Here is a 24,655-nt window from a genome sequence, read left to right as displayed (position 1 = left end):
AATAATAATCAAGTAGTTTTTTTAATATTAAAACTGCCCCGAATATATTTAAATAACGCAAAAAAGGCGTTTTGCAATACTACTTTTCAGCAGCAAGCAAAACGCCCTTTTTTTTAAAAATCACGATTAAAGCAGTGCGTCCATCATGGTCAAAAGTTGACCTTTTTCATATCCGTTTTGCTGACTGGCACCACTTGGACAAACCGCTGCACAGGCGCCGCAACCTTGACATAGCACTTCCCGTACTAAGGCAACCTTTTTGCGTTCATCCAGTACCCTGGCGTCATATGGACAAGCAGCAACACACAATCCACAACCTTTGCACAGTTCCTCATCAACGGAAGCGGTAATACCCAAAGATTCCAAACCTTCCTTGGATAACAGGGTTACCGCCCGGATGGCAGCTGCGTTGGCTTGGGCAATGCTTTCGGGAATTGTTTTCGGTCCATGGGTCAAGCCACAAAGATACAGTCCGTCAGCAGGAAAATCTACAGGACGCAGTTTCATATGAGCCTCAGAGAAGAACCCATCCGCATTTAACGGCAACTTAAAGTGACGGCTTAATACTTCGTTATCTTTACTGGGTTGAATACCGGAAGAAAGTACCAACAAATCTGCATCTATGACAATCGGCTCACCCAAAACATGGTCGTCAACCTGTACCGATACCCGATCCCCGTTAGCAGATACCTGTGGCTTGTTATCAAGGTTGTAGCGGATAAAAATGACACCTTTTTGCCGCGCTTTAGTATAATATTTTTCTTTAAAGCCATAAGTTCTAATATCGCGATACAGTACAAATACGCGGGCATCCGGATTTTGTTCTTTAACTTTCAAAGCATTCTTAATCGCTTGCGTGCAGCAAATTTTACTGCAGTACGGTCTGTCCGGCTGTCTTGAGCCAACACATTGAATCATTACTACCGTCTTGACATCGCCGATTCCGGAGCCGGCTATCCGCTCTTCCAGTTCCTGCTGAGTAAGTACTGCCGGATGTTCGCCGTATAAGTATTCTGTAGGTTTCACAGCGTCAGCACCGTTAGCAACTACTACCGCACCATGTTCCACTTCTATCGTACTGCCGTCATCACACTTCAGCAGTGTCTGATAGTTGCCAAGGTAGCCGCTGACCTTTTCAATCTGGGCATTTAATATCACTTTAATTCTGGGGTGATTATTAATTTTAGCAATTAAGTCTTCAACTAATGCCATTGGGTCAGCGCCGTTAATTGTATATTTAATGTGGCGGGCATGACCGCCCAACTGGCCGGTTTTTTCAACTAAAACAACGTCAAAACCTTGCTCACCGAGAGCCAAGGCATTAGTCATCCCGGCAACACCGCCACCGATAACCAATGCACTGTGGTTAATTTCAATGGTCGAAGTTTGCACCGGTTTCAACAACCGCACTTTAGCTACCGTCATTGCCACCACATCTTTGGCTTTTTCAGTGGCTTTTTCCGGTATGTTGCGGTGTACCCAAGAAGCCTGCTCCCTGATATTGGCATGTTCGTATAAGTAGGGGTTTAGTCCGGCCTCACGCAAACAGGATTGGAACAGCGGAGCGTGAGTTCGCGGTGTACATGATGCTACAACCACCCGGTTTAGTTTATGTTCAATAATTGCTTCTTTAATCTTATCCACATTATCCTGCGAACAGGTAAACAGGAATTCCTGAGCATAGTATACATCAGGTAAAGTGCGGGCATATTCAACTACTTCCGGAACCTTAATCACGCCGCCAATATTTATACCGCAGTTGCAAACGAATACGCCTATACGCAGTTCTTCATCGCTGATATCCCTCTCCGGAGGAAATTCCTGTTTGCGGATCATTGTTCCCCGGACAGGAGCCAACAGTCTGGAAGCATTTGCCGCAGCCGCACTGGCATCCACAACCGTATCGGGAATGTCTTTAGGTTCGCAAAAGGCACCGCTGACAAATACGCCGGGACGTGATGTGCAAACCGGTTCAAACTCTTGAGTTTTGCAAAAACCAAATTCATTCAGTTCGATGCCCACCGCTTTAGCCAGCTTTTCAGTATCTTTATTCGGAGTTAATCCCACGGATAATACTACCATATCAAATCTTTCCGTGCTAATTGAACCGTCCTCATGGGCATAGCGAATAATTAAATCATGGCTGCCGTCATCTGCCTCGGTAACTTCGTAAATCCGCGAGCGCACAAACCTAACACCTTGTTCATTGCGCGCCCGATCGTAGTAGCGTTCAAAATCCTTGCCGTGGGTACGCATATCCATGAAGAAAATAGTAGTCTCCAGCGGATCATGACTGTGCTCCTTAGCAATAACCGCTTCTTTAATGGCATACATACAGCAGACGGAAGAACAATATCCGTTACATTCTTTTTCATTCCGGGAACCGACACATTGAATCCAAGCAATTCTCTTTGGTTCTTTTCCGTCTGAAGGACGTACCATGTGGCCGGCATAAGGACCGGAAGCCGACAATATGCGTTCAAACTGCAAACTGGTTACCACATTGGGATAACGGTTGTAACCGTAATAATCCAGTTTCTCGGCATCAAAAGTTTCAAAACCGGGGTTTAATATAATTGCCCCAACATTAAGTTCAATTTCCTCATCTTTCATAGTATGATCAATGGCTTTAGCCACACAGGCATCCACACACTGTAAGCATTCCGAACATACCGCACAGTTCAAGCAGCGCTCTGCTTCTTTTTGCGCTTCTTCGGCGGTATAACCCAAAGCAACCTCTTCAAAATTGGTAATGCGCGTATCGGCATCTGCATAGCGCATAGCTACCGGTGCAACTTTCTCTACCTCTGACGGTTCTTGACGCAAAGGCGCTATTTTTTCTTCCGGAACTTTAAATTCGCGATTGGCTCGCAAATCCTCACCCTGGATGTAACGATGGATGCTTTCAGCGGCACGTTTACCTGCACCGACAGCATCTATTAACAGCCGCGGACCGTGTTGAGCATCACCGCCGGCAAAAACACCGGGAACTTCAGTAGCCAATGTATCACTGTCTGCCTTCAGGCGATTGCCTCTCTCGTTAGTTAAAGGCATATCCCCGACAAAAGATAAGTCAGGTGTTTGACCGATAGCAACAATTACTGAATCTACATCGGTGTATTCAGTGATTTGATCGCCGTAGGTGGGTGCAAAACGCCCCTCGTCATCAAATAATGACACTACATTGACAGCAGTAAGGCCGGTTACTTTTCCGCCTGAACCCTTGATTTCTTTTGTTCCGGTTGCATAGTGGAAAACAATTCCTTCCTCAATGGCCTCTTCAATTTCTTCTTTGGAGGCAGGCAGTTCACCTTCGGATTCCAAGCAAAGAACATGTACTTCCGAACCAAGGCGACGGGACACTCTGGCGGCATCCATAGCCACGTTACCGCCACCGATAACCAGTGTCTTTTTGCCCAGTTCAACTTTTTCACCTAATGCAGTTTTGCGCAACATATCTACTGCGGTAATAACGCCTTGCAAATCCGCTCCCGGCACTTTTAAAGTCAAGCCCTTTTGAGCGCCGACACCCAAGAAAACAGCTTTATAACCTTGGTCAAACAGATCTTTAATGGTAAAGTCTTTACCCAAGGCAGTGTTTACTTTTATTTCCACGCCTAATTTTTTAATTAGCTCTATCTCTAAATCCACCCACTTTTTAGGCAGGCGGTACTCGGGAATACCAACACGCATCATACCCCCGGCAACCGGCAGGGCTTCAAAGATTGTCACTTTATATCCCCGCTTGGCCAAGAAGTAGGCACAGGACAAGCCGGCCGGGCCGGAACCGACAACGGCAACTTTTTCTTCCCGCTCTGCCTCAACTTCCGGAAGGGGCAGTGACTCTATATTACTGTAAGCAACATCTGCAGCAAAACGCTTTAATTTTTGAATTTGTACCGGATCATCGATTTCTTTACGGTTACAGGCCGCCTCACAAGGATGGGCACAGACCCGCCCGCAAATTGCCGGCAGCGGATTGTCTTGGTAAATCATTTTCCAAGCTTCAATAAATTTGCCGGATTTAATTAACTGCACATATCCCTGAACATTAATTCCGGCCGGGCAAGCGGCACGACAAGGAGCTACACCTCTTTTATCTATGGCAAAAGCGTTTGGTGTAGCTTGGGCATACAATTTATAAGTGGCTTTGCGGTTAGCTAATTTACCGTTAAACAAGTCTTTTAATTCTACCGGACATACGTTCGCACACTCACCGCAACCGGTACATTTCGCTAAATCTACATAACGAGCCTTTTTATGTAGTTTGACTTTAAAATTACCCGGTTCACCGGTTACATCTACTACCTCAGCACCGGCAATAATGTCTATATCTTTATGTCTGCCGGTATCTACCAATTTAGGCGACACAATACACATGGAGCAGTCATTTGTGGGGAAAGTTTTATCTAACTGAGCCATTGTTCCCCCAATAGCCGGCTTTTTCTCAACCAGGTAGACTCGATACCCTGATTCTGCTAAATCCAGCGAAGACTGCATGCCGGATATACCGCCACCAACAACCATCACTGCACCTACCATTTGTTCATTGGCAGTTTTTTGTTCACTCACCAGTGGCCGACCCCCTCTTTGTATAGAGTAATCTAAACAATTAGTTAGTTTGTTACCAAAAGCACAATGTTAACCACAATGTTGCTGCCGTGTTCAAACTCCGCAAAGGCAATATCACCAGCTTTCCAAACAGTTGCAAATTACAGATATTTTATAATTAAATTTAGTTTACCATATGTATTAGCGAAAATCAAAAACGATTATTGTAGATTTTTGTCGAATAAAATACCGATTTATTTTTAATTAATAGCTTAACTTATATAAAACAAAACCCGTAATTATGCTCCGGGCTATGTTTTTAATGTATTTATATGATAGTTTAGTTTAAAAATGATGAAAAACAAAAACCCAGAGTTTATATTCTGGGTTTTTGTTTTTGGCATGATTATTTATTGTTTTTTGAAGCGCAGGCTCCGCAAGTGCCGGTGCATGTCATTTTCGGCAGCAGTGAAGCATAGCAGCGCGGACAGCGGAAATCAGTGGTTTCTTTAATTACATAACCGCATGTCGGACAGGTAATTGTACATTTTTCTTTATTACTCATAATCGTCACCCTATCCCTTATTGATTTTTTATTTCAAGGTTACTTTTCCCTCTAAAGTAGCTGCTGTCTTGCTTCTTTGGGTCACACGGCAGCCAACGGTAATTACCAAAGTGGCAACAATAATTGTAGTAACAACCGGCATTACGTTAGCACCGTGCCCAAAAGCATTTGACAGTTTGTTTACAATACCTCCCATCATAAAGGCAATGGCCATTGACCCCATCCACATCAAAAGGGCCTCCGGTTTGCTGCGTTCTTTGAAAATAATCAAGATAGAAGCAATACAAGGTACAAACAAAGTAATGGTAATTAGTGCGACTATTGTTTCCATTGCTCCTAGCGACATACCGCTTAAACCGGCAGCACCGAAGTCCCGTCGAATGATACCCATAATAAAAGCAGTGGATGCTTCAGCCGGCAGTCCCAACCAGCCTACGGTCAGCGGTGTTAACAGCTTATGCAGGGTTTGCAGTAATCCGGTAATTTGCAAAGTACTGATAATTATTGAACCCAGGGCAAACAAAGGAAATGCTTCTTTTAAAAACTGAAATGACTTAATCACCGTCTTTTTAACCACATTGTCAATCCGCGGCACTCTAAGGGGCGGTAAGTCAATTAACAGATCCGTCGATTGTCCGGACAGCAACCTGTGCAGCATTGTACCTGCTAACACCAAAACACAAACAATGGTAACGAGATACAGCAACACATACTCAAAACCAAGGGGTGCCAGCATTCCGGCAATTACACCCAGTTGGGCGGAACAAGGAATTGTTAAAGCCAGCAAAAATATGGCAATTCGGCGCTCCCGTTCAGATCCTAATAACCTGGTAGTAATAGTGGCCATAGTAACACAGCCCAAACCTAAAATCAGTGGGATTATACCTCTTCCGTTCAAGCCAATTGAATTTAATACCCGGTCTACCAAAGTTGCAATCCGCGGCAAATATCCGGAATCTTCAAACAAGGATAAAAAGAAGTAAAATCCGGCTACCAGCGGCAACAGTAAACCTAATGTATAAGTAAAAGTCATGGTTAACAGGCCAAATTCACCAATTAACACATAGCCTAATGCTGAATCAGGATTAATAACTTGGCTGACAATACCGGTTATCGCCGGCTCGTAAATTCCCTGCATGATTGATTCTTCAGTAATGCCGACAATTGTTCCCGCAACGAATACACCGATTACCTTATACATCGCATACAGCATTAAAAGCAGTATCGGTATCCCGGTTACAGGTTTAATCATCATTTGGCTTAGCTTTGAGCTAAATGAGTTCTCCCGGAAATCGTCACTGATTACCTGGCTCACCACTTCATTAACCCGCTTGCGTCGAGCGGCATAAATTTCCTCTCTTAAGTCAGCCGGTTCAATACCGTGACGCTCTGATACCACCGGGTCCCCTTCCAGTACCAGCAGCGCCTCCGCCTGACTGTCAACTTTACCCGCCAGTTCGTTTAACCGGCTTTGTAATTTAGGATCAATTACCCCCCTTTGAGCTTCATACAACCGCCCTTTAACTTCGGCCAATCCCACTTTTTTCACCGCTACGGTAGGAATAACCGGAACGCCAAGGAGATCAGATAGGCGTTGAAGATCTATTTTAATGCCTTGTTTTTCCGCTTCGTCGATCATGTTTAAAGCCACAATTACCGGCACACCGGTATCAATAATTTGCTGGGTTAAAAACAAATCCCGTTCCAAATGCACCGCATTTACCACATTTAGTACTATATCGGCATCTAAAATTACATCCCGGGCCACTCTTTCTTCATCATTAAAGGAAGATATGCCATAAACGCCGGGTGTATCAATAATTACATCATCGCCCAGTTTTCCGTGTGAAATTTCTAAAGTTGTTCCGGGGTAGTTGGAGACATCTACATACATGCCGGTTAAATAGTTGAAAAAAACTGATTTTCCGGCATTAGGGTTACCGGCCAAGACTATTTTTTTAGCCCCTTCGGTAACTTCAATGTCTATTGTCTTTTGGTGGCAATGTCCCAATTTTTTCACCTCTCTTAATCATTACTTTCCACAACAATAGTACCGGCCAATCTGCGGCCCATGGCAATTTGCTGGCGGTTTTTACGCAGTACCACCGGCCCCGCCGGCACTACCTCATCACAAATAACCGTTTCCCCTTCGGCAATGCCAAAGCGAATGGCCTGTGCCCTGATATTCGGGTCAGGAATCGATATTATGCGTACTTTTTGCCCTTTTTTCACCTTATCCAGTGTCATAGTGAACCTCCTATTGATTGTGATAATCATTATCAGTACATCGGTAAAATAAAACCCGCTTATCATTGCGGTAACGATAATCATTATCAATTAGCTAGTTAAATTATACAATTGTAATTTCACCCTGTCAATCTCTGTTTAAAAAAATTATCTTTTTTGCTAAAAGGGAAAACAGCCAAAGAGAAGCCCACACATTGTCCGGAAAAAATAACAGGAACGATCTTGGCCCCTCCGCTTTTAAAAAAAGCAGAGCAGCCAAGGCCGTTCCCGCAAAAGCACAATGTCAGCTGTCCAACTGAGATTATGTAATATGGTGCGCCTGGCAGGAATCGAACCTGCGCACCCGGCTCCGGAGGCCGGCGCTCTATCCACTGAGCTACAGGCGCAATAAATTACTAGATAATTATATCTAACCGGCTTTAAAATTGCAAGTAATCATGACCCGGAATTTGATTATAACACAATTATAAAACTAGTCAATATCAATCCCGCTGAATAAGTTATGGGATTTTTAATTCACAAAAGTAAGGCAAATGATCCGAAGCCAAACTGGGAATAGCCTTGGCACTGATAACAGTACAATTTTTATCGGCAATAATATAATCAATCTTTTTTTGCGGCTTATCAGCCGGGTATGTCAGCCCGGGTTCATTTGGCATAGGTAAACAATCCGCCAGCCTACCGTCAGCCAGCAGCATTTTTACCGCCGGCTGATGAGATTCTTCATTAAAGTCTCCCGTTAAAATAACCACCCCATTTGTTTGGGCAATAATATCTTTAATGGTCTGTACTTGCTCTAATCTTTCTTCCTGATTCAGTCCCAGGTGGGTGTTAAAAATGTTTAGTTTTTTACCGCCTAGTGCAATCACCGTTTTTAACAAACCCCTTTTTTCTCTGCCACCGGGCAAGCGGTAATTGCATTGAGCAATAAGGGGCAACCGGCTGAGTATGGCATTGCCGTATTGCAGCAAGCCAAAGTGCATATTTGCTTTAAAAACATAATACATGTTAGTTAATTGCGCCAGCTTTTTCGCTTGGTGAAGCATTTTGCTGCGGGGGTTACATCGATCAACTTCTTGCAAGGCGCAAATATCAGCTCCGCTGGCCAGTATTATCCCGGCAATACGCTGCAAATTTATTTTATTATCCATACCCAAGCCGTGCCTAATGTTATAAGTTAGTACTTTTATAATATCTGACATAACATCCCCCCGTAACATGCTATGTCAGAATAAACTGTTTTAGTCTGATATTTTATATGGGCCGTATGTACCCTGCAGTTGTTCGACAAGGGCGGTCAGAATCTCACCGGCCGGCCGGCGAAAAACCAATTCAGCTTTATCATCCCACGGTGTAGCCTCTTTATTGATGATCACTACCTTATTAGCCAAATAAGGCAACCCCGCCACCGGATAAACCTGCAGGCTGCTGCCGACAACCAGCAGCAAATCACAGCCGGACATGTTTTTTTCTGCTAAAAAGTAATCATCGGGCATGGGATCTCCGAAGAGAACCACATCCGGGCGCAGCACTCCGGCGCAGGCGGGACAGTGATAATCCTCGATAAGTTGTTTTATGTCATAGGAATTTTTACATTCCATACAATGACAAGTTCTTAGGTGCCCATGCACCTCCCACACTCTTGTCGAGCCTGCCGCTTGATGCAGCCCATCAATATTCTGGGTAATTACGCCCAACAGCCATCCCATCTGTTCTAATTCTGCCAATGCTAAATGTACAGAGTTAGGTTTTGCTTGCAAAATAACCTCCCACCACTGCATGTTAAGCCGATAAAATTCTTGCGGATTGTTTAGCAAGGCACGAATCCCCGCAACTTCTTCAGGATTGTATTTATTCCACAAGCCGCTATTCCTGCTGCGAAAGTCAGGAATACCGCTTTCGGTACTGGCCCCGGCCCCGGTAAGAGCAATGGTTTTTTTGGATTTTTTAACTAACGCCGCTAAACCTTTAATATCCTCCGAGCAAGCCAAATAAATCATCCTCTTTTACGGTTAGTTATTTATTTTCTTCGGTCACTTTCCGGCCGCATTTATAACAATACACCGCATCAAAAGGCAATTCAATATCACAACCGGGACAAAACACCGGTTTGGGCTGCATTTTTTCAATTTTTTCTTCCAACTGCCTAATCTCTGCCTCCAGTTTTTGGGTAGATTCCAGCAGCCTTTCTATTTCGCTTTCTAAACCCACATCCCCCTTAAATTGGCGGTAAACCAATTCGCCAATTGCTTCTTTATTATTAGTAACAACTTTTTGCAACTTAGCTAATTCATATTTTAATTTGGTCAACTCTACAAACTCGGCAGGCCTGCGCGTTGCCTCTTTAGCTTTGCCGCCAATTTCTTTGGCCTTTTCCCCGATGATATTTATAAAATCCATCCCAGCCCTCCTGTTAAACATTGATTAATAAATATATATTGGGCTATTTCTGATCTATTTCCGATAATTTTAGCGAAAATTTATTCATATCATCAGCCAGCTGGCCTAATTGACCTACTGCATAAGCAACTTGTTCCGCAGCATTTATCTGCCTTTCAATCAGTTCCTGATTATCCTCTACACTCTTGATAATGTTGCCCATAGATTGCTCCAAGTTTTCCATAATGACAGAAATTTTCTTTACTGAAGCGGCACTATGTTCGGCTAATTTTCTCACTTCCTCAGCCACTACCGCAAAACCCCGGCCGTGTTCACCCGCCCGGGCTGCCTCAATGGCGGCATTAAGCCCTAACAGTTTAGTTTGCTCGGCTACTTTACGAATAAATTGCAGCACTTCCTCGGTGTCATTTAAGTGTTTTTTGGCTTCATTAACCGAACTGCCCAGCGTTTCCCCGTAACTTTGAATAAACTTGGAAACTTCTTTAATTATTTCCGGAACCTGCTCAACTGTTGCATTTAATTCTTCACTCATACCGGCTAAATGCTGGGCTTGTTCATTTAGTTCATGGAACATCTCACTTCTTTTAATACCGATCAGTGAAATCAAGCGAGCCACTGTCCCATGAAGCAATATGCTTCCTTCCGGCAGCATCTCTTTTACTTTTTCATGAACTGCTTCGTTACCGGTTACGTCAATAACAATATCGCTCTGGCTGTTATTAAGCATTTCTACAAAATCAGTGTAGATTGGTATTTCCAACTCCCGGGCAAGCTTAATGCCTATCGCTTCCGGGTTTATATCACTTATTCCGACAATCTGCACGTCCGATACCCCTTGAAAAACCCGCAGCATGGCATAGCCACCCCTGCCGCCACCGACAATAGCGATGTTGTACAAACAAACACCCCCATAAAATATTATGACTATTTTATAAAATTCCATATTTAAACATCCATATCCTGCTATTTAGTATTGAATATTGATAAGAATATTGCTAATTTTCAAATAAAAAAGATGCCGTAAGCATCCGCAAAATTAACCATTTTCTCTTTCAATGATCACCGGTTCTACCTTGTTCCAGTTACTTCCAAAAGGTATCAAAAACTCTTCTGCAAACCTTTGGATTACCTCTTCGTATTGCTTACTTTCGCCTACACCTTCACGCAGCACCTGAGATTGATTGTTTTTATTGATAAATATCTTATAAGCTATTAAGCGGTTTGGCAGCACTTTGCTAAGGGCCGTTATTTTCCCCTGCCGGGAGTGGCCAACCAGTACTTGATGCAGTTCTTCATCGGGTTCTTTAACAATGTAGTATTTATCCTTTTCCGGTGTCATTTTTCTACTTCCTTTCAAAAATAATAAGGCCTGTTTTTTTGCCGAAAAAACCGGACCAAAATCACCCCGGCGATAAATCCGCCAATGTGTGCCCACCAGGCAACACTTTGCGTGTCCGGAGATGAAACCATCGTTTGGTTAAACACTTGCAGCAAAAACCAAAATCCTAAGAAAAACACTGCCGGTATCCGGACAACGGTAATTAAAAAACCGATAGGCAGTAAGGTTAAAACCCTTGCCTTAGGAAAAAGCAGAAAATAGGCACCCAGCACACCGGCAATGGCACCGCTGGCCCCAACCATCGGCACAACAGATTCGGGCATAAAGTACACATGAGTTAAAGTAGCGGCATATCCGGTAATTAAGTAAAACAACAAATATCTTCCCCGACCCATCGAATTTTCTACATTGTCTCCAAAAATCCATAAATAGAGCATATTGCCCAATAAATGCAACCAACCGCCATGCATAAACATAGTAGCGGTAAGTCTGCTGACCGCTTCAATCGGTCCGTAAAAGTTTACCAGGTAATAGGGAACAACGGCATAATTATGGATCATTTCATCCATGTACGGACCCAGGGAAACTTGATACATAAAAACGGCAATGTTAGCCGCTATCAGCAGGTAATTAACGATCGGCCGTTTATAAGAGGGAATATCATCTCTAAGCGGGATCGTCAGTATCTCCCCCTATTCTTTTATTAGTCCTTTTTCTTTTAAATGTTTTATACCTTTTCTGCTTATCACAACCGGAAAACTATATACATATTTAGGCCGCAAGAAAAACTTCTCTTTTACGGCGTCACAGACTAACCAGCCTCGTTTAATCATTTCTTTCAGCACGCCAATCGCTTGCTGCTCACTTAATTTTGTTTGCTCCATAAATATTTGCATCATCATTTCTTGAAACAATATTCTTCGTTGGGCATCGTACAGCTTGGCCAACAGTGTATCCATCTCATCTAAATCATTTTCTTTTTGGCTCATAGTTACCTCCTGTGAATAAAATATCGAGATTTCATCATTTATATACTTATTGAAAAATACCAGCATTGACATAAAAACCCGACCTGCCCGCCGGATTTAATCATATCAGGTTAGTTAGAAAATTGTATTCAAAACACTGAATATAATAAACATGCCTGTTCCGGCCAAAATAACGGCGGAAAACAACTTGGCAAGTTCGCTGTCTTCGGTTTCCAACCAATTAGTTATTTGGGATATCAAGTCTAGTCTTACCCGGCGAACCTTGACGGTTTTTTTAGAAAATACAAAGTCAAACTGTTTGCCGCGGGATGCAGATTGAATCATCAGGCCACCTCCAAACAAGTGTTTGGTTTATCATACACCAAACACTTGTTCTTGTCCAGAGGCTTTTAATTATTTGTTGTCTGCTTCATTAATCATGTCGGCTACCAGTCTTATAGTGGCAACGGTATTGGCAACCAATATTTCATAAAGCATTAAGGGAAGAACATCTTGCAGTGTTGGATTAACCTCCCCCTTTTTAACCTTGGCATTAACCACATCACCCGCCCGGTTTAGCGAAATATTCACCAAGCGGGAAATTTCCTCTTGGTGTTCTTGCACAAATTGATCCACATCAACTTTTAATGTCATTAAAATCCGCCTTTCTACATATATTGCTTACATAGTTTCCACGAAAGTTTTGTCGTTTCCTGCCAGCGGCCTAATGGCAAGTTATATTTATTCCCAGAAAATGTTGTTATTTTTTTGTTATTTTTTTAAAAACCGGTGCATATAATGATAAAATCCACGCAATTAAGGGGGGTATTCAATGAAAGATATATCTGTGATCGATATATTTGAATCAAATAGCGAGCTGTTAGATGAAATTCTCACTTCTATCGGTTTAGAACAGCTGACCACAACGGAAGAAACCCCGTCACTCTGAAAATAACGGGGTTTCTTCTTGCTCTTAATACCGCTAAAATGCCATTCGGTATAACTGGGCCAACTCACTGACCAGGGGCAGCCGCGGATTGCTGGTTGTACACTGATCTTCAAAAGCTTTTTCCGCCAGTTCGTCTACTACCGCCTCAAATTCTTCCGGCTTAACACCACAATCTCTAATCCTCATTGGCATATCCAATTCATGCATTAAGTTTCTCACTGCGTTAATTAAACTCTGCACCCCTTCCATGGGGTTACTTGCCGGCAGGCCCAGGTTTTGAGCAATTTCCTGATACTTCAAATGGGCCACATAATGTTCATAGTTGGGAAAGGACTGAAATTTTGTCGGTAAAGCGGCATTGTAGGCAATCACATGTGGCAGCATAATTGCATTTGCCCGGCCGTGTGAAATATGAAACTGTCCGCCTAACTTATGAGCCAAACTATGGTTAATCCCTAAAAACGCATTTGTAAAAGCCATTCCGGCAATAGTTGACGCATTGTGCATACGTTTTCTCGCTTCAAGGTCGTTTCCGTTTTTATAAGCTCGGGGTAAGTATTCAAAAACCAACTGAATTGCCTTCATGGCTAAGGCATCGGTATAGTCGGAGGCCATTACCGAAACATACGCTTCTATAGCATGGGTAAGCACATCCATCCCGGTATCGGCGGTAATTGTCGGCGGAACGGACATGACAAAATCAGCGTCAATAATCGCCACATCCGGCGTCAATTCATAATCGGCCAATGGATATTTGATTTGCCGTCCCTGATCACTGATTACAGTAAAAGCGGTAACTTCCGAACCGGTGCCGCTGGTGGTAGGAATTGCCACCAACTTAACTTTGCGGCCCAGTTTAGGATATTTATAAGTACGTTTGCGAATATCAATAAATTTTAAACGTAAAAATTCAAACTTAACCTCCGGATATTCATAAAACAGCCACATGCCTTTAGCCGCATCAATTGCCGAGCCGCCGCCCAAGGCAATTAAAGTATCCGGCTTAAAGCGCTGCATTACTTCTACGCCCTTAACAACCATCTCCAGCGGCGGATCGGGCTCCACCTGATCAAACACTTCTATTGCCACATTATTTTGCCGTTTGGAAAGGTGATAAATCACTTTATCGACAAATCCTAAATCAACCATTGCTTTATCGGTTACTATCAAAGCCCGTTCAATACCCGGCATTTTTGTCAGGTATTGCACCGATCCCGGCATAAAATAAATTCTTTCCGGCACCCTAAACCACTGCATTTTTTCTTTCCGCTTAGCCACTCTTTTTATGTTAATTAAATTATCCACACTGACATTAGATGTAGTTGAATTACGGCCGTAGGAGCCGCAGCCCAGGGTTAACGACGGTACATTGGTGTTGTAAATGTCCCCGATGGCACCGTGGGTACAGGGTGAATTAACAATAACCCGACCAACGCGGACACGGTTGGAAAACTCTTTGATAATATCTTTGTTTTCGGAATGTATTACCGCTGAATGACCCAATCCTCCAAACTCCACCGTTTCTACGCAGCGTTCAATTCCTTGTTGATAATTGTCAACCACATAAAAAGCTAAAATCGGCGAAAGCTTCTCTTGTGACAAGGGATAGTCCGGCCCCACGCCCGCCAGCGGAGCAATTAAAATTTTAGTACTACTTGGCACGTTCAGCCCGGCCATTTGGGCAATTACGGGGGCAGGCTGCCCGACAATTTCCGGATTGATATGAGTATTATCTTTCGAGATTGCGATTTTGGTTAACTGTTCTACTTCTGATTCATTTAAAAAGTAGCAGCCGTTGGCTTTTAGTAAAGCCACCACCTGATTTTCGATTTCCCGGTCCACAATCAGCGCTTGTTCAGATGCACATATTAAACCGTTATCAAAGGTTTTGCTTAAAATTAAATCATTGATCGCTCTTGGCAAATTTGCCGTTTTTTCTATATAACAGGGCACATTGCCGGGCCCCACTCCCAATGCCGGTTTGCCGGCACTATAAGCGGCACAAACCAACTTAGCTCCACCGGTCGCTAAAATTAAAGCCACCCCCGGATGATGCATCAGGGCTTGGGTAGCTTCAATTGAAGGCTTTTCTATCCAGGTAATAAAGTCTTCCGGCGCCCCTGCTTCCAAACCGGCCTCATAAAGAATTCGGGCGGCTTCCACGCTGCATTTTTGCGCATGAGGATGAAAACTGAAAATAATCGGGTTTCTGGTTTTTGCGCAAATCAGTGCTTTAAACATTGTGGTGGAAGTAGGGTTAGTAACCGGGATAATGGCCGCTATCGGCCCTAAAGGTTCGGCCACTTCATAAAAGTTTTCTTCGTGATTTTCACTAATAATACCCACTGTTTTTTTATATTTAATACTGTGGTAGATATACTCAGTAGCAAATATATTTTTTGTTACCTTATCTTCAAATACTCCTTTTTTGGTTTCTTCAACAGCTAATTTGGCTAAATACATATGCTTTTCTAGGCCGGCTAACGCCATCGCTTTTACAATTTTGTCCACCTGCTCCTGATTTAAGGCCAAAAATTTTTCTCCGGCGGCAATTGCTTTTTGTACTAAATTGTCTATCATGTCCGCAGAAGACTTAGTTTCATGTTCAACCACCCAAGGCACCTCCGTATAAAAACAACTTTTACTTATTTTTTGCTTAAAAGATTGGCCGTATGTATATTTAAATAAAATAATAAAGCAGTCGGTCTTTTGCCGACTGCCTGGGCATTGCCCTAGTTGCATGAGCTACAGGTACTTCTCATTTCTTTTAATGTCACCTGCATGTTTTTATTATTTAATTTAGTCCACATGACAATAATCTGCTGATAGCTTTCCCGGGATGCAATTTCCTCTGCATAAGCAACAGCCGCTTCTTCCGTATCGAACACAGTGACATCATCCACTTCATTATTTTCTATTTTCACTACCGTATAAACCGATTGGCTCACTCTATTCCCTCCTAGCATTATATTCCGGACATTCTTTTAAGTATGACTTAAATGATTCTAAGGCTGCTTCCAACCCATCTGCAAAACCCTGGTTATACTCGCTGTTTTTCATTTCTCGGGCATAATCAAGATAAATAGTGGTGGCCTTTTCCCACTGCTTCACTGCCTCAAGAATATCCATGCCCCGCGAAACCCCCAAATCAAGGTCTTCTTCTGGCTAATATGTGCACCAAGCCATCCTCGGTATCTATAACTTTTATAATGCTGTCTTTAAAACTATTGTAATTGTTTAAATCCTGGGTTTGTTTTTGTAGTTCATGCAGCACTTCTCTTACTTCTCCGTCGTACTCCAAAAATGTTTCTTTCAGGTTTTCATCAATTGAATCGTCATCCAGCATTTGATGCAGTTGATCGCTTAATTCGCTTAAGGTTAAAGCTTTTTTAGCTACCGTTCCTTCACCGATATATATATAGCTGGACGGCAGCAGCGGATTTTTATTTTCCTTTTCAATAATCACTTGATCGGCCTTTAACTTTTCAATAACCTTATGGACTGTTTCTACCGTTAATCCCAGATGGTAGGCCATTGTTTCCTTCTCTTGGGTGCATACCCCTTTTATTGAATTATCCCTTATATATAAGGCCACTCTGTTTTGCAAACCCTTACTGATCGGCCTGTTTCTTCTTGCGGCACTAATGTCAATCACCTTCTCAAAGCATTATTCCGGCCAAGTTGCCTCTTTGTCTTTTTTAAATTTTATATCCCACAGCACAACAAACTTAAGCTTTCCTTCTTCCCAACTTTTCGGCATCACCGGTTGGTCCGTAATCATAATATCAAAGGGTTCTTTGGCTTGCGGGTCAGAAAGCATTTTTCCTGCTCCTTCCCGATCAAAAGCAATTGGCAGACGCAGGCCGCTGTGCCAAGTGAGCAATAAATAGTAAAGTTCATTTTCCCTATCATAAGCCCATTTCCATAAATAATCCCCTTGAGTAAGGTCCAACGCGCCGGCCCACTGCGGGTTACCAATCACCATAGTAGTGCGCTTATATTCTTGCCCGTTTTCCTCATATGTCAACTCAGCCCAAGCACCAAAATCGGGGCTGTATGCTGCCCCACCATATTCTTCAATTATTTCTTCAATTGTTTTTTCCCTTAAGAAGTCTTTTGACATCTAATTCACCAACCTTGTCTATTTTTTACCTCTTTACAATTATAACCGATTGTTTAGACTGTTGCCATTTCCGCTACATATTTCTAATCTTCAAAAGACTTTTTACCTGTAGCATACCAAATCTCAAAAGCAGCATCAACTTCATTCTTATGTTCTAACCAAAAACGTTGCTTTTTTTCTGCCCTCATTCGTTTAGTAGAATTAAAAATACTCTGAGCAATATCTTTCCAGGGCGGGCCCAAATCAAACATAATCCGATACCCGTATATCTCCGGATGCTGCCACAATTGTTCATATAACCGCTGTTTTAGCTCGGACATAACTCTTATCTCCTAATTATCTATTTGCATTGCCTTGACTGTATAGTATTCGCTTTCTCCTGAACCTTTAACAGCCAATTTGTCTTCATTTTTATCCCAAGTGATTGCTATCCTAATCTCCTTTTGATATTTGCTGATATCAATTTTTGCCTGTCTCATCCAATCATCAGTAACATGTACTAAAACCAATTCCATCTTATTATTGCGAAACAACTTAAATCGCGCTTGCCCAACAACGTTATAAAAGAGTGTTACTTCCTTGACATCCGGATCAAAAAAAGCCGCATCATCAACTGTAAACTCTAAAGCACCTTCTTGATCACTTTTGTCAATCAGCAATTGGGAATAATCCTTGCTCATTAAACACCCCTGCCTTTCATTATATCCAAATATTTATTTAGACATAGGGGCTAAATATCCTTTTATATTATGTTTTTAATAATCCTCAGTATTTCGTTGGCAGCAATTACAACCAAAAATTCCTTGCTTTTTTTAGATTTATGTTGCATAATCTTGAGTGTATGTTAAGTTAATCAGTTAATTAAGGAGGTTAGTATCATGTTCATGGTATCTATTGATCGTGAGAAATGTGAAGGTTGTGGCGCATGCGTCGATCCCTGCCCCGCTCGTCTTCTGGAAATGGTAGATGGTAAAGCAGATGTTACCGGCGATCCGGCTGAATGCATGGGCTGCTTCTCCTGTGTAGAAATTTGCCCAAGCGGCGCTGCAAGCGTACAAGAACTTTAATTTTTTATATTTTCAAGAGGGCGTGTCGCAAAACTGCCTTTAGTAGTTAGCGACACGCCCTTACAATTTAATTGAGCAGTAAATGAATTAAACCGGCCAAATAATGAAATAATACCAATATGGCACATATTTATCCTTTCCCGACAATTGAAGATCGCCGCAGTGCGGAAACTGCACTGTCAACCTTTTTAGCGGTACAAAGCGGCAAAGCAAGAAACATGATGTATTTAGCACTGAAAAAAATTCTCCAAAGATATCATTTGTCTAGATTAAATTTACGCCGTTGCGTTATTGAAATCAACTCAGAGGACGAAGTGGTTATTAAGCCCAAAAAGTTTATTGCCTCTCCTTCCTGTCCCGGATGCGGGGAAAACTTGTACGCAATTAATTCCAAAGTAAGAATACTCAGCATCTGTGAAGGTAAATCTTCAGATATTGTAACTTACGGATGTTACTGCGGCGAAATTTTCGGCAAAGTGGAAACAAACGGAAATTAAAGGGCGTGTCGACAAGCACGCCTCTAATATTTAATGCTAAGTTTTACCTGCCGGTTGCACCGGCGAAGGATGTGGACACCATCATTTTTGCTACCTGTTTAACTGACCAACTGTCTACTGAAGATGATAATATTTTATAGAAGGATAACACTTTTTCCGACCGAAATAATGTTACAGCAGTATATGGTTTTGGAGGGAATCAAAATTGTTAATTGACATACACGTACATCTTTATACTGACAGCTTGGCTGAAAAAGTAAGGAAACATCTCAGCGAACATTACGGTATTCCGGTAATTTATCAAGGTACAAAACAAGAATACCAAGCTATTATGAAAAACGAAAAAGTAGAAGCCGCTGTCTTCTGTACCGCTGCCACTGTACCGGCTCAGGTAGCGCCGGCAAACGACTGGGCGGTGGCAAACAATAAAGGCAATTTAATCGGCTTTGGCACCATGCACCCGGACTATGACCGGATAGATGAGGAAATTAAAAAATTAAAAGCAGCGGGTATTAAAGGCATAAAATTGCACCCTGATTTCCAGCAGTTTTACTTAGATGACGAAAAAGCATTATCTATGTATGAAAAATTAGCAAAAGATTTTATATTCATCTTTCATATTGGAGATGATCAAGATCAAGATAAAATAAACTATACTTCCCCGCACAGAATGGCCCGGGCATTAGATTTAATTCCCAATATGAGGGTTATTGTCGCTCACATGGGGGGCTACAAAATGTGGGATCAGGCCTTAGACTGTCTGGTCGGCAGAAATATTTACTTAGACACTGCCAGCACTTATGACTTTTTGCCTGCCGATCAGTTTCGCAATATTATTAAGGAACACGGTTATCAAAAAATACTTTTAGGCAGTGACTATCCTTACAGTTCTCCGGGAAGGGAAGCAAACCTTCTGAAAAACCTCAACCTTAAAGATTACGAATATCAAGCTATTATTAGGGATAACGCCAAAAAATTATTAGCAGGATTAGGGTTATAATTATGAAAAATACACGGATTGCTTTAGTGCAGATGAATGCCCAGTTGGGAAAAATCAGCGAAAATTTAAAGAAAACGGAATTTTTTGTTAAACAGGCGGCTGCTCAACAGGCAGATATAATTTGTTTTCCTGAACTGTCTGTTCCCGGATATGCCCGCGCCGGCTCTGGCTCTTATGCCGAAGAAATTCCCGGTCCCACCGGTCATCGGTTGGCCCAGTTGGCTCAACAGCATAATATTACCATACTGGCCGGCATTGCCGAAAAATCAGCCGCTGGCAATAAACCCTTTATCTCCCAACTGGTCGCCATGCCGGACGGGACTGTTGATAAATACCGTAAAACACATTTAGGTAAGAGTGAACAAGCATATTTTTCTGCCGGAGATCAGCTCCCGGTGTTCAAGACGGACAAAGCGACGTTTGGGGTGCAAATTTGTTGGGATTTGCATTTCCCGGAAATTACCACCATCATGTCTTTAAACGGTGCGGAAATAATTTTTGCCCCCCATGCTTCACCGCGCATTGCCGGCAACAGAAGAGAAATGTGGTTAAAGTACCTTACCGCCAGAGCATACGACAATACCGTTTATGTTGCTGCCTGTAACTTAATTGGTTTTAACGGTGATAGCACTGATTTTTCCGGGGGCACACTGGTTATTGATCCCAAAGGCAATGTCATTGCGGAAGATTTTAATGATCAAGAAGGGTTGTTAATTGCCGATTTAGATGCGCAATTAGTTAATGAAATTCGTTATCAAAAAAGAACCGGCATGAAGCATATATTTTATTTGCGCTCTCGCAGGCCGGAACTTTACCAAGATTTGCTCAAATAAGTATTAAAAACCCTGTTTTGCACGGAGAATAAAATAATTAATTTTAGTGATAATATATCTTGAACCATTTAAAAACAGGGGGGATATTATTGTCACAAACACTGCGAGAAATAATGACTCAAAACGTAGCTACCGTTACTCCGCAGCAAACAGTGGCCGAGGCTGCTCAAATTATGAGTCAGTACAATGTAGGTGCTGTGCCTGTTGTTGAAAACGGAAAAGCCGTAGGAATAATTACCGACCGTGATATTGCCCTCAGGGTTACCGCTAAAGGGCAAAATCCTTCCGCAACAAAGGTTGAATCCGCCATGTCTACCGGTTTGGTAACCGGCACCCCGGATATGGACGTACATGAAGCGGCTAATTTAATGGCCCAAAACCAAGTCCGGCGTCTGCCGGTAGTTGATCATAATAACAGTTTAGCCGGTATTGTCTCTTTAGGAGATCTTGCGGTAGAAAGCATTTACCAAAACGAAGCCGGTGAAGCCCTGTCAAGTATTTCGCAGCCGGCCAGCCCGCAAATGTAAGTTAAACACAAAGCCATCGATGCTTCAGGCATTGATGGCTTTACTCTTGAAAGCCGTTTATAATTTTTACTCCGGCACTGGCTCCCAGTCGGTTGGCACCGGCATTAATTAACTTAAGCGCATCTTCAGCCGTTTTAATCCCCCCGGCAGCTTTAACCCCCATCTGTGTTCCGACTGTTTCCCGCATTAATTTAACGTCTTCTACCACCGCCCCAGCGGTGCCAAAACCGGTACTGGTTTTTACAAAGTGGGCTCCCGCTTTAAGCGCTAATTGACAGGCCAGTATCTTTTCTTCCCGATTGAGATAACAGGTTTCAATAATTACTTTGACAATGACCGCCGGATTTTGTTGTGATGTGGCGTCTACCACCGCTTTAATATCATCCAGCACTTGCTCCCGGCACCCGCTTTTAAGCATGCCCAAATTAATTACCATATCAATTTCGTGGGCACCGTTTTTTACTGCCTCTACCGCTTCATGAACTTTGGTGGCGGTAGTGGTAGCCCCTAGCGGAAAACCAACCACGGTACATACTTTTACTTCCGTTTGCTTTAAATGTCGGTAAGCCAAAGGCACAAACCAAGGATTTACGCAAACGGAAGCAAAGCCGTATTTATCAGCTTCAGCACAAAGCTTAACAATTTCCCCTTCGGTAGCCGTAGCCTTTAACAAGGTATGGTCAATCATTTTGGCCAGCATTGATTTGTTTATCTTCATCATTCAACCCTTCCTAAAGGTATAACATTTCTACCCGTAATCATTCTTAGTTTTAGCCACAATATATGGTTTTGCCGTAAACGGGTTATCGACTACATGCACATCAACGGAAAACACTTTTTTAGTATTTTCCGCGGTCAATACATTTTCCGGTTTGCCCCGGCACACAAGCCGGCCGTTGCGCAACATTATTATTTCTTCACAAAATTGAGAGGCCAAATTGATGTCGTGCAGTACAACAATCACTAAAATGCCTTTTTTACTTAAACCCCTTAACAACTCTAAAATTTCAATTTGGTACTTGATATCCAAATAAGTTATCGGCTCGTCCATCAGTATAATTTTCGGCTTTTGTGCCAGTAAGCGGGCAATGTAAACTCTTTGCCTTTCTCCGCCGCTAAGTTCAGTTATCGTTCTGTCCCTAAAGCACCAAGTGCCAGTAGTAATCATTGTCTCTTTGACAATTTCCCGATCTTGCTTTCCCTCTCTTTGAAACCTTTTTAAGTAAGGAAAGCGGCCCATCATTACAATATCATAGCATTTAAAAGCAAATCCGTTGCTGTTTATTTGGGGCAAGTAGCCGATAAGTCGTGCCCTTTGCCCATTGCTCAGCTTATGGACATCTTCACCGTTAATCAAAACCTCGCCTTTAAACGGCTTTAAGTAGCCGGAAATACTTTTTAGTAAAGTGGTTTTGCCGCTGCCGTTAGCACCGATAATACCGACAAACTTACCGGCCGGCAGTTCTAAATTAATTCCTTTTAGCACCTCTCTGCTTCCGTAACCTGCATAAAGCTGATTTATTTTTAAAAGTGTCATCTAGATCACATGCTTTCACTCTTCTTTTTATTTTTGATTAACAGATAAATGAAAAAGGGTCCGCCAAAAACGGCGGTGATGATCCCCACCGGTATTTCTATTGGCTTTAACGCTATTCTGGCCAAAGTATCGGCAATGATTAAAAAGGCGGCACCGAAGGCGGCACTGAAGGGAACCAAAACGCGGTTATCCGGGCCGACAATCAATCTGCAGATATGCGGAATAATCAAGCCCACAAAGCCGATAATTCCGCCCACCGAAACTGCGGCAGCGGTAACAAGCGCGCCGGCCGCCAAAATGACTTTCTTTGCTTTTTCAGTGTTTACGCCCAAATGCTCCGCCGCTTCCTCGCCGGTCATAATTACATTAAGATCCCGAGAATAAGTATATAGCAGCAGCGAGCCGAAAATTATCACCGGCGCGGAAATTTTTATTTCTTGCCAAGTAGCAAGCCCGAATCCCCCCATCGTCCAAAAGACTATGTTGGCCAGTTCCTGATGATTTAACAGCATTAATAAAGATATAAATGCGGAAATAAAAGCGCTAATGGCTATGCCGGCCAGCAGCATGGTAGTAATGGAAACTTTATGACCGGTTCCGGAAATGGTATAAACCACCCAAATGGTAAGCAGGGCGGAGATAAAAGACAATACTCCTAAGCCAAAAATTCCCAACCCTAAAATAATGGCAATTGTCGCTCCCAATGCCGCTCCTGAGGACACCCCTAAAACATAAGGATCGGCCATTGGGTTTCTGAACAGCCCTTGGTAAAAGGCTCCGACCACTGATAAGCCCATGCCCACCAATGCCGCCTCTACTACCCTGGGCAGCCTCAAAGTCAAAATGATTGCCTCTTTCTCGGGATCACTTTCCCCGCCAAGCAAAATATTGACAATATCTTTTAAGGGAATTTGCACCGCACCCAGCGATACAGAGAGCATGGCAATTATTAACAAGACGGCAACGGAAAGAAAACAGGCACTGTATTTAAAGCTCACTATTTAAAGGCCTCCGGGTGTAAAAACTTGGCAATTTCCTCCAAGCCGATAACTATGCGGTTTGAACCCCTGCTGATAATATTATCATCGCTAATAATGAATACCCGATCATTTTTTACAGCCTTGGTTTCCTTATAACCGGGCATGTTTTTTAAGTTGTGTAGATCACCGGCATGAGGAGGAGCAATTATTACCTCCGGATTTTGCTCTACTAACCTTTCTATGCTGTACTGTACCCAACCGTCCACATCACCGGCCAAGTTATTTCCTTGAGCCAGCTTTAGCAGCTCATCTATAAAAGTACCCTTGCCTGCCGTCCAGTTGCCGTTAACATCTACCAAATAAAAAACATCTACTTTGGGCAAATCCTTTACTTTATTATGTATCTCATTTATTTTGTTTTTCATTTCCGCGATAATTTCCGCCGCTTTTTGCTCCGTACCGGTTAATTCGCCCAGTATTTCTAACGACTGATAAATCTGGTTAATATTTTTCGCTTCCAGCATCAAAACCGGTATGCCCTGCTTTTGTAAAGCCTCCATTTCTTCAGTACCGGATACGCTAGAAGCAAGAATTAAATCCGGTTTTTGCGCCACTATCGCTTCAACATTGGGACCGGAAAAATCCCCTACCTTGGCTAGTTCCTTTACCTCCGGGGGGTAATCATCGTAATCCGTTACCCCAACAACTCTGTCACCGACTCCTAAGGCATAAATTAATTCCGTTGTGCTGGGAGATAAAGAAACAATTCTTTGGGGTTCATTGGCAATTGTTACTTCCCGTCCTAAAAAATCTTTTATTTGATAATTAGACTCGTTAACTTGTTCTTCAGAGTGAGTACATGCCATTAAAGAAAAAGACACCAGTAACAGAAAAAAAATAACCCCAAGACCCCTTTTCAGTTTAAGCATCTCTTTTAAACATCTCCTTGTTTAGGTATTCTCTTCTTAAATATAGTCTATTAATTTTAGCCGTGCAATCCCTTTTCCTGCTGCCGGCGGCAATGAGTAAGGGCAAGCTGATAAGCCAAGCAATGCCAGAAAGCATGCCGCCG

At 42.6% G+C, this 24,655-nt stretch carries 29 protein-coding genes, 1 tRNA gene and 1 pseudogene; 5 read left to right on the top strand and 26 right to left on the bottom strand.

What is annotated here, in order from left to right:
• Window positions 1-126: 126 nt before the first annotated feature.
• From ACZ5NG_RS00805 to ACZ5NG_RS00700, 22 genes and pseudogenes are all read right to left on the bottom strand, one after another.
• On the bottom strand, window positions 127-4,542 hold the full coding sequence (locus ACZ5NG_RS00805; protein WP_464253085.1) for an FAD-dependent oxidoreductase: 4,416 nt from the start codon (window positions 4,540-4,542) through the stop codon (window positions 127-129).
• 415 nt (window positions 4,543-4,957) lie between these two features.
• A complete protein-coding gene (locus ACZ5NG_RS00800; protein ID WP_464252137.1) occupies window positions 4,958-5,116 on the bottom strand; it encodes a hypothetical protein in 159 nt (52 codons plus the stop codon).
• Between the two features lie 28 nt (window positions 5,117-5,144).
• Window positions 5,145-7,127 carry a ferrous iron transport protein B gene (gene feoB, locus ACZ5NG_RS00795; protein ID WP_464252136.1) on the bottom strand — a complete coding sequence of 661 codons (1,983 nt, stop codon included), beginning with the start codon at window positions 7,125-7,127 and terminating at the stop codon, window positions 5,145-5,147.
• Between the two features lie 14 nt (window positions 7,128-7,141).
• A complete protein-coding gene (locus ACZ5NG_RS00790) occupies window positions 7,142-7,363 on the bottom strand; it encodes a FeoA family protein (protein WP_464252135.1) in 222 nt (73 codons plus the stop codon).
• A 311-nt stretch (window positions 7,364-7,674) separates the two neighbouring features.
• Window positions 7,675-7,749 (bottom strand) — tRNA-Arg (locus tag ACZ5NG_RS00785).
• A gap of 114 nt (window positions 7,750-7,863) precedes the next feature.
• Complete coding sequence (locus ACZ5NG_RS00780; protein WP_464252134.1) at window positions 7,864-8,565, bottom strand: endonuclease/exonuclease/phosphatase family protein; 702 nt, start codon at window positions 8,563-8,565, stop codon at window positions 7,864-7,866.
• 39 nt (window positions 8,566-8,604) lie between these two features.
• The gene (locus ACZ5NG_RS00775) at window positions 8,605-9,363 is read right to left on the bottom strand and encodes an SIR2 family NAD-dependent protein deacylase (protein WP_464252133.1); all 759 of its coding nucleotides are present in this window, start codon (window positions 9,361-9,363) and stop codon (window positions 8,605-8,607) included.
• Between the two features lie 16 nt (window positions 9,364-9,379).
• Window positions 9,380-9,763, bottom strand: coding sequence for a zinc ribbon domain-containing protein (locus ACZ5NG_RS00770; protein ID WP_464252132.1), 384 nt, complete (start codon window positions 9,761-9,763; stop codon window positions 9,380-9,382).
• 43 nt (window positions 9,764-9,806) lie between these two features.
• Window positions 9,807-10,415, bottom strand: a complete 609-nt coding sequence (locus tag ACZ5NG_RS00765; protein ID WP_464253084.1) for a methyl-accepting chemotaxis protein — start codon at window positions 10,413-10,415, stop codon at window positions 9,807-9,809.
• A 24-nt stretch (window positions 10,416-10,439) separates the two neighbouring features.
• A pseudogene (locus ACZ5NG_RS00760) lies at window positions 10,440-10,616 on the bottom strand (methyl-accepting chemotaxis protein); the annotation flags it as partial.
• A gap of 183 nt (window positions 10,617-10,799) precedes the next feature.
• Complete coding sequence (locus ACZ5NG_RS00755) at window positions 10,800-11,102, bottom strand: hypothetical protein (protein WP_464252131.1); 303 nt, start codon at window positions 11,100-11,102, stop codon at window positions 10,800-10,802.
• A 14-nt stretch (window positions 11,103-11,116) separates the two neighbouring features.
• Complete coding sequence (locus tag ACZ5NG_RS00750) at window positions 11,117-11,671, bottom strand: rhomboid family intramembrane serine protease (RefSeq protein ID WP_464252130.1); 555 nt, start codon at window positions 11,669-11,671, stop codon at window positions 11,117-11,119.
• Window positions 11,672-11,794: 123 nt separating this feature from the next.
• Window positions 11,795-12,091, bottom strand: coding sequence for a hypothetical protein (locus tag ACZ5NG_RS00745; protein ID WP_464252129.1), 297 nt, complete (start codon window positions 12,089-12,091; stop codon window positions 11,795-11,797).
• A 114-nt stretch (window positions 12,092-12,205) separates the two neighbouring features.
• Window positions 12,206-12,415: a hypothetical protein gene (locus ACZ5NG_RS00740; RefSeq protein WP_464252128.1), complete on the bottom strand. Its 210-nt coding sequence runs from the start codon at window positions 12,413-12,415 to the stop codon at window positions 12,206-12,208.
• 69 nt (window positions 12,416-12,484) lie between these two features.
• Window positions 12,485-12,724, bottom strand: a complete 240-nt coding sequence (locus tag ACZ5NG_RS00735; protein WP_464252127.1) for a hypothetical protein — start codon at window positions 12,722-12,724, stop codon at window positions 12,485-12,487.
• Between the two features lie 328 nt (window positions 12,725-13,052).
• Window positions 13,053-15,599 (bottom strand): bifunctional acetaldehyde-CoA/alcohol dehydrogenase, encoded by a 2,547-nt coding sequence (gene adhE, locus ACZ5NG_RS00730; RefSeq protein ID WP_464253083.1) that lies wholly within the window; start codon window positions 15,597-15,599, stop codon window positions 13,053-13,055.
• 152 nt (window positions 15,600-15,751) lie between these two features.
• Window positions 15,752-15,967 carry a hypothetical protein gene (locus tag ACZ5NG_RS00725; protein WP_464252126.1) on the bottom strand — a complete coding sequence of 72 codons (216 nt, stop codon included), beginning with the start codon at window positions 15,965-15,967 and terminating at the stop codon, window positions 15,752-15,754.
• A gap of 1 nt (window position 15,968) precedes the next feature.
• Entirely contained in the window at window positions 15,969-16,148 is a 180-nt protein-coding gene (locus ACZ5NG_RS00720) for a cap-binding protein (RefSeq protein ID WP_464252125.1), read from the bottom strand.
• 19 nt (window positions 16,149-16,167) lie between these two features.
• Window positions 16,168-16,674: a hypothetical protein gene (locus tag ACZ5NG_RS00715; protein ID WP_464252124.1), complete on the bottom strand. Its 507-nt coding sequence runs from the start codon at window positions 16,672-16,674 to the stop codon at window positions 16,168-16,170.
• 12 nt (window positions 16,675-16,686) lie between these two features.
• Window positions 16,687-17,142 carry a hypothetical protein gene (locus ACZ5NG_RS00710; RefSeq protein ID WP_464252123.1) on the bottom strand — a complete coding sequence of 152 codons (456 nt, stop codon included), beginning with the start codon at window positions 17,140-17,142 and terminating at the stop codon, window positions 16,687-16,689.
• A gap of 83 nt (window positions 17,143-17,225) precedes the next feature.
• Entirely contained in the window at window positions 17,226-17,462 is a 237-nt protein-coding gene (locus ACZ5NG_RS00705) for a hypothetical protein (protein ID WP_464252122.1), read from the bottom strand.
• Between the two features lie 12 nt (window positions 17,463-17,474).
• Window positions 17,475-17,822, bottom strand: coding sequence for a hypothetical protein (locus tag ACZ5NG_RS00700; RefSeq protein ID WP_464252121.1), 348 nt, complete (start codon window positions 17,820-17,822; stop codon window positions 17,475-17,477).
• A gap of 198 nt (window positions 17,823-18,020) precedes the next feature.
• Between ACZ5NG_RS00700 and ACZ5NG_RS00695 the strand changes: the two genes are divergently transcribed.
• The 5 genes from ACZ5NG_RS00695 (at window position 18,021) to ACZ5NG_RS00675 (ending at window position 21,066) form a co-directional block, all read left to right on the top strand.
• Entirely contained in the window at window positions 18,021-18,209 is a 189-nt protein-coding gene (locus ACZ5NG_RS00695; protein WP_464252120.1) for an indolepyruvate ferredoxin oxidoreductase subunit alpha, read from the top strand.
• 119 nt (window positions 18,210-18,328) lie between these two features.
• Entirely contained in the window at window positions 18,329-18,706 is a 378-nt protein-coding gene (locus ACZ5NG_RS00690) for a hypothetical protein (protein WP_464252119.1), read from the top strand.
• A 205-nt stretch (window positions 18,707-18,911) separates the two neighbouring features.
• Window positions 18,912-19,706, top strand: coding sequence for an amidohydrolase family protein (locus ACZ5NG_RS00685; RefSeq protein ID WP_464252118.1), 795 nt, complete (start codon window positions 18,912-18,914; stop codon window positions 19,704-19,706).
• Between the two features lie 2 nt (window positions 19,707-19,708).
• Entirely contained in the window at window positions 19,709-20,539 is an 831-nt protein-coding gene (locus ACZ5NG_RS00680; RefSeq protein ID WP_464252117.1) for a nitrilase family protein, read from the top strand.
• A gap of 89 nt (window positions 20,540-20,628) precedes the next feature.
• Window positions 20,629-21,066 (top strand): CBS domain-containing protein, encoded by a 438-nt coding sequence (locus ACZ5NG_RS00675; RefSeq protein ID WP_464252116.1) that lies wholly within the window; start codon window positions 20,629-20,631, stop codon window positions 21,064-21,066.
• A 40-nt stretch (window positions 21,067-21,106) separates the two neighbouring features.
• On the opposite strand, the gene deoC is transcribed toward ACZ5NG_RS00675, so the two are convergent.
• The 4 genes from deoC to ACZ5NG_RS00655 are packed head-to-tail and all read right to left on the bottom strand — an operon-like array spanning window position 21,107 to window position 24,512.
• Complete coding sequence (gene deoC / locus ACZ5NG_RS00670) at window positions 21,107-21,778, bottom strand: deoxyribose-phosphate aldolase (protein WP_464253082.1); 672 nt, start codon at window positions 21,776-21,778, stop codon at window positions 21,107-21,109.
• A 36-nt stretch (window positions 21,779-21,814) separates the two neighbouring features.
• Window positions 21,815-22,603: an ABC transporter ATP-binding protein gene (locus ACZ5NG_RS00665; RefSeq protein WP_464252115.1), complete on the bottom strand. Its 789-nt coding sequence runs from the start codon at window positions 22,601-22,603 to the stop codon at window positions 21,815-21,817.
• A 5-nt stretch (window positions 22,604-22,608) separates the two neighbouring features.
• Window positions 22,609-23,601 (bottom strand): FecCD family ABC transporter permease, encoded by a 993-nt coding sequence (locus ACZ5NG_RS00660; protein ID WP_464252114.1) that lies wholly within the window; start codon window positions 23,599-23,601, stop codon window positions 22,609-22,611.
• Entirely contained in the window at window positions 23,601-24,512 is a 912-nt protein-coding gene (locus tag ACZ5NG_RS00655; RefSeq protein WP_464252113.1) for an ABC transporter substrate-binding protein, read from the bottom strand. Before ACZ5NG_RS00655 ends, ACZ5NG_RS00660 begins: the two co-directional genes overlap by 1 nt.
• Window positions 24,513-24,655 lie beyond the last annotated feature (143 nt).

The sequence above is a fragment of the Desulfovectis peckii genome, assembly GCF_055391705.1.
Note: the sequence above shows the minus strand (reverse complement) of the source record. Positions and strands in the feature narration are given on the sequence as shown.

Excerpts from the sequence above, each read along its gene's own strand:
- adhE (WP_464253083.1), bottom strand. The coding sequence starts at position 15,599 with ATGATAGACAATTTAGTACAAAAAGCAATTGCCGCCGGAGAAAAATTT.
- ACZ5NG_RS00790 (WP_464252135.1), bottom strand. The coding sequence starts at position 7,363 with ATGACACTGGATAAGGTGAAAAAAGGGCAAAAAGTACGCATAATATCG.
- ACZ5NG_RS00695 (WP_464252120.1), top strand. The coding sequence starts at position 18,021 with ATGTTCATGGTATCTATTGATCGTGAGAAATGTGAAGGTTGTGGCGCA.
- ACZ5NG_RS00740 (WP_464252128.1), bottom strand. The coding sequence starts at position 12,415 with ATGATTCAATCTGCATCCCGCGGCAAACAGTTTGACTTTGTATTTTCT.
- ACZ5NG_RS00750 (WP_464252130.1), bottom strand. The coding sequence starts at position 11,671 with ATGGATGAAATGATCCATAATTATGCCGTTGTTCCCTATTACCTGGTA.
- ACZ5NG_RS00665 (WP_464252115.1), bottom strand. The coding sequence starts at position 22,603 with ATGACACTTTTAAAAATAAATCAGCTTTATGCAGGTTACGGAAGCAGA.
- ACZ5NG_RS00745 (WP_464252129.1), bottom strand. The coding sequence starts at position 12,091 with ATGAGCCAAAAAGAAAATGATTTAGATGAGATGGATACACTGTTGGCC.
- ACZ5NG_RS00770 (WP_464252132.1), bottom strand. The coding sequence starts at position 9,763 with ATGGATTTTATAAATATCATCGGGGAAAAGGCCAAAGAAATTGGCGGC.
- ACZ5NG_RS00755 (WP_464252131.1), bottom strand. The coding sequence starts at position 11,102 with ATGACACCGGAAAAGGATAAATACTACATTGTTAAAGAACCCGATGAA.
- ACZ5NG_RS00680 (WP_464252117.1), top strand. The coding sequence starts at position 19,709 with ATGAAAAATACACGGATTGCTTTAGTGCAGATGAATGCCCAGTTGGGA.
- ACZ5NG_RS00800 (WP_464252137.1), bottom strand. The coding sequence starts at position 5,116 with ATGAGTAATAAAGAAAAATGTACAATTACCTGTCCGACATGCGGTTAT.
- ACZ5NG_RS00690 (WP_464252119.1), top strand. The coding sequence starts at position 18,329 with ATGGCACATATTTATCCTTTCCCGACAATTGAAGATCGCCGCAGTGCG.
- ACZ5NG_RS00700 (WP_464252121.1), bottom strand. The coding sequence starts at position 17,822 with ATGAGCAAGGATTATTCCCAATTGCTGATTGACAAAAGTGATCAAGAA.
- ACZ5NG_RS00705 (WP_464252122.1), bottom strand. The coding sequence starts at position 17,462 with ATGTCCGAGCTAAAACAGCGGTTATATGAACAATTGTGGCAGCATCCG.
- ACZ5NG_RS00775 (WP_464252133.1), bottom strand. The coding sequence starts at position 9,363 with ATGATTTATTTGGCTTGCTCGGAGGATATTAAAGGTTTAGCGGCGTTA.
- ACZ5NG_RS00710 (WP_464252123.1), bottom strand. The coding sequence starts at position 17,142 with ATGTCAAAAGACTTCTTAAGGGAAAAAACAATTGAAGAAATAATTGAA.
- ACZ5NG_RS00655 (WP_464252113.1), bottom strand. The coding sequence starts at position 24,512 with ATGCTTAAACTGAAAAGGGGTCTTGGGGTTATTTTTTTTCTGTTACTG.
- ACZ5NG_RS00780 (WP_464252134.1), bottom strand. The coding sequence starts at position 8,565 with ATGTCAGATATTATAAAAGTACTAACTTATAACATTAGGCACGGCTTG.
- ACZ5NG_RS00720 (WP_464252125.1), bottom strand. The coding sequence starts at position 16,148 with ATGGATATTCTTGAGGCAGTGAAGCAGTGGGAAAAGGCCACCACTATT.
- ACZ5NG_RS00735 (WP_464252127.1), bottom strand. The coding sequence starts at position 12,724 with ATGACATTAAAAGTTGATGTGGATCAATTTGTGCAAGAACACCAAGAG.
- ACZ5NG_RS00805 (WP_464253085.1), bottom strand. The coding sequence starts at position 4,542 with ATGGTAGGTGCAGTGATGGTTGTTGGTGGCGGTATATCCGGCATGCAG.
- ACZ5NG_RS00765 (WP_464253084.1), bottom strand. The coding sequence starts at position 10,415 with ATGCTGCCGGAAGGAAGCATATTGCTTCATGGGACAGTGGCTCGCTTG.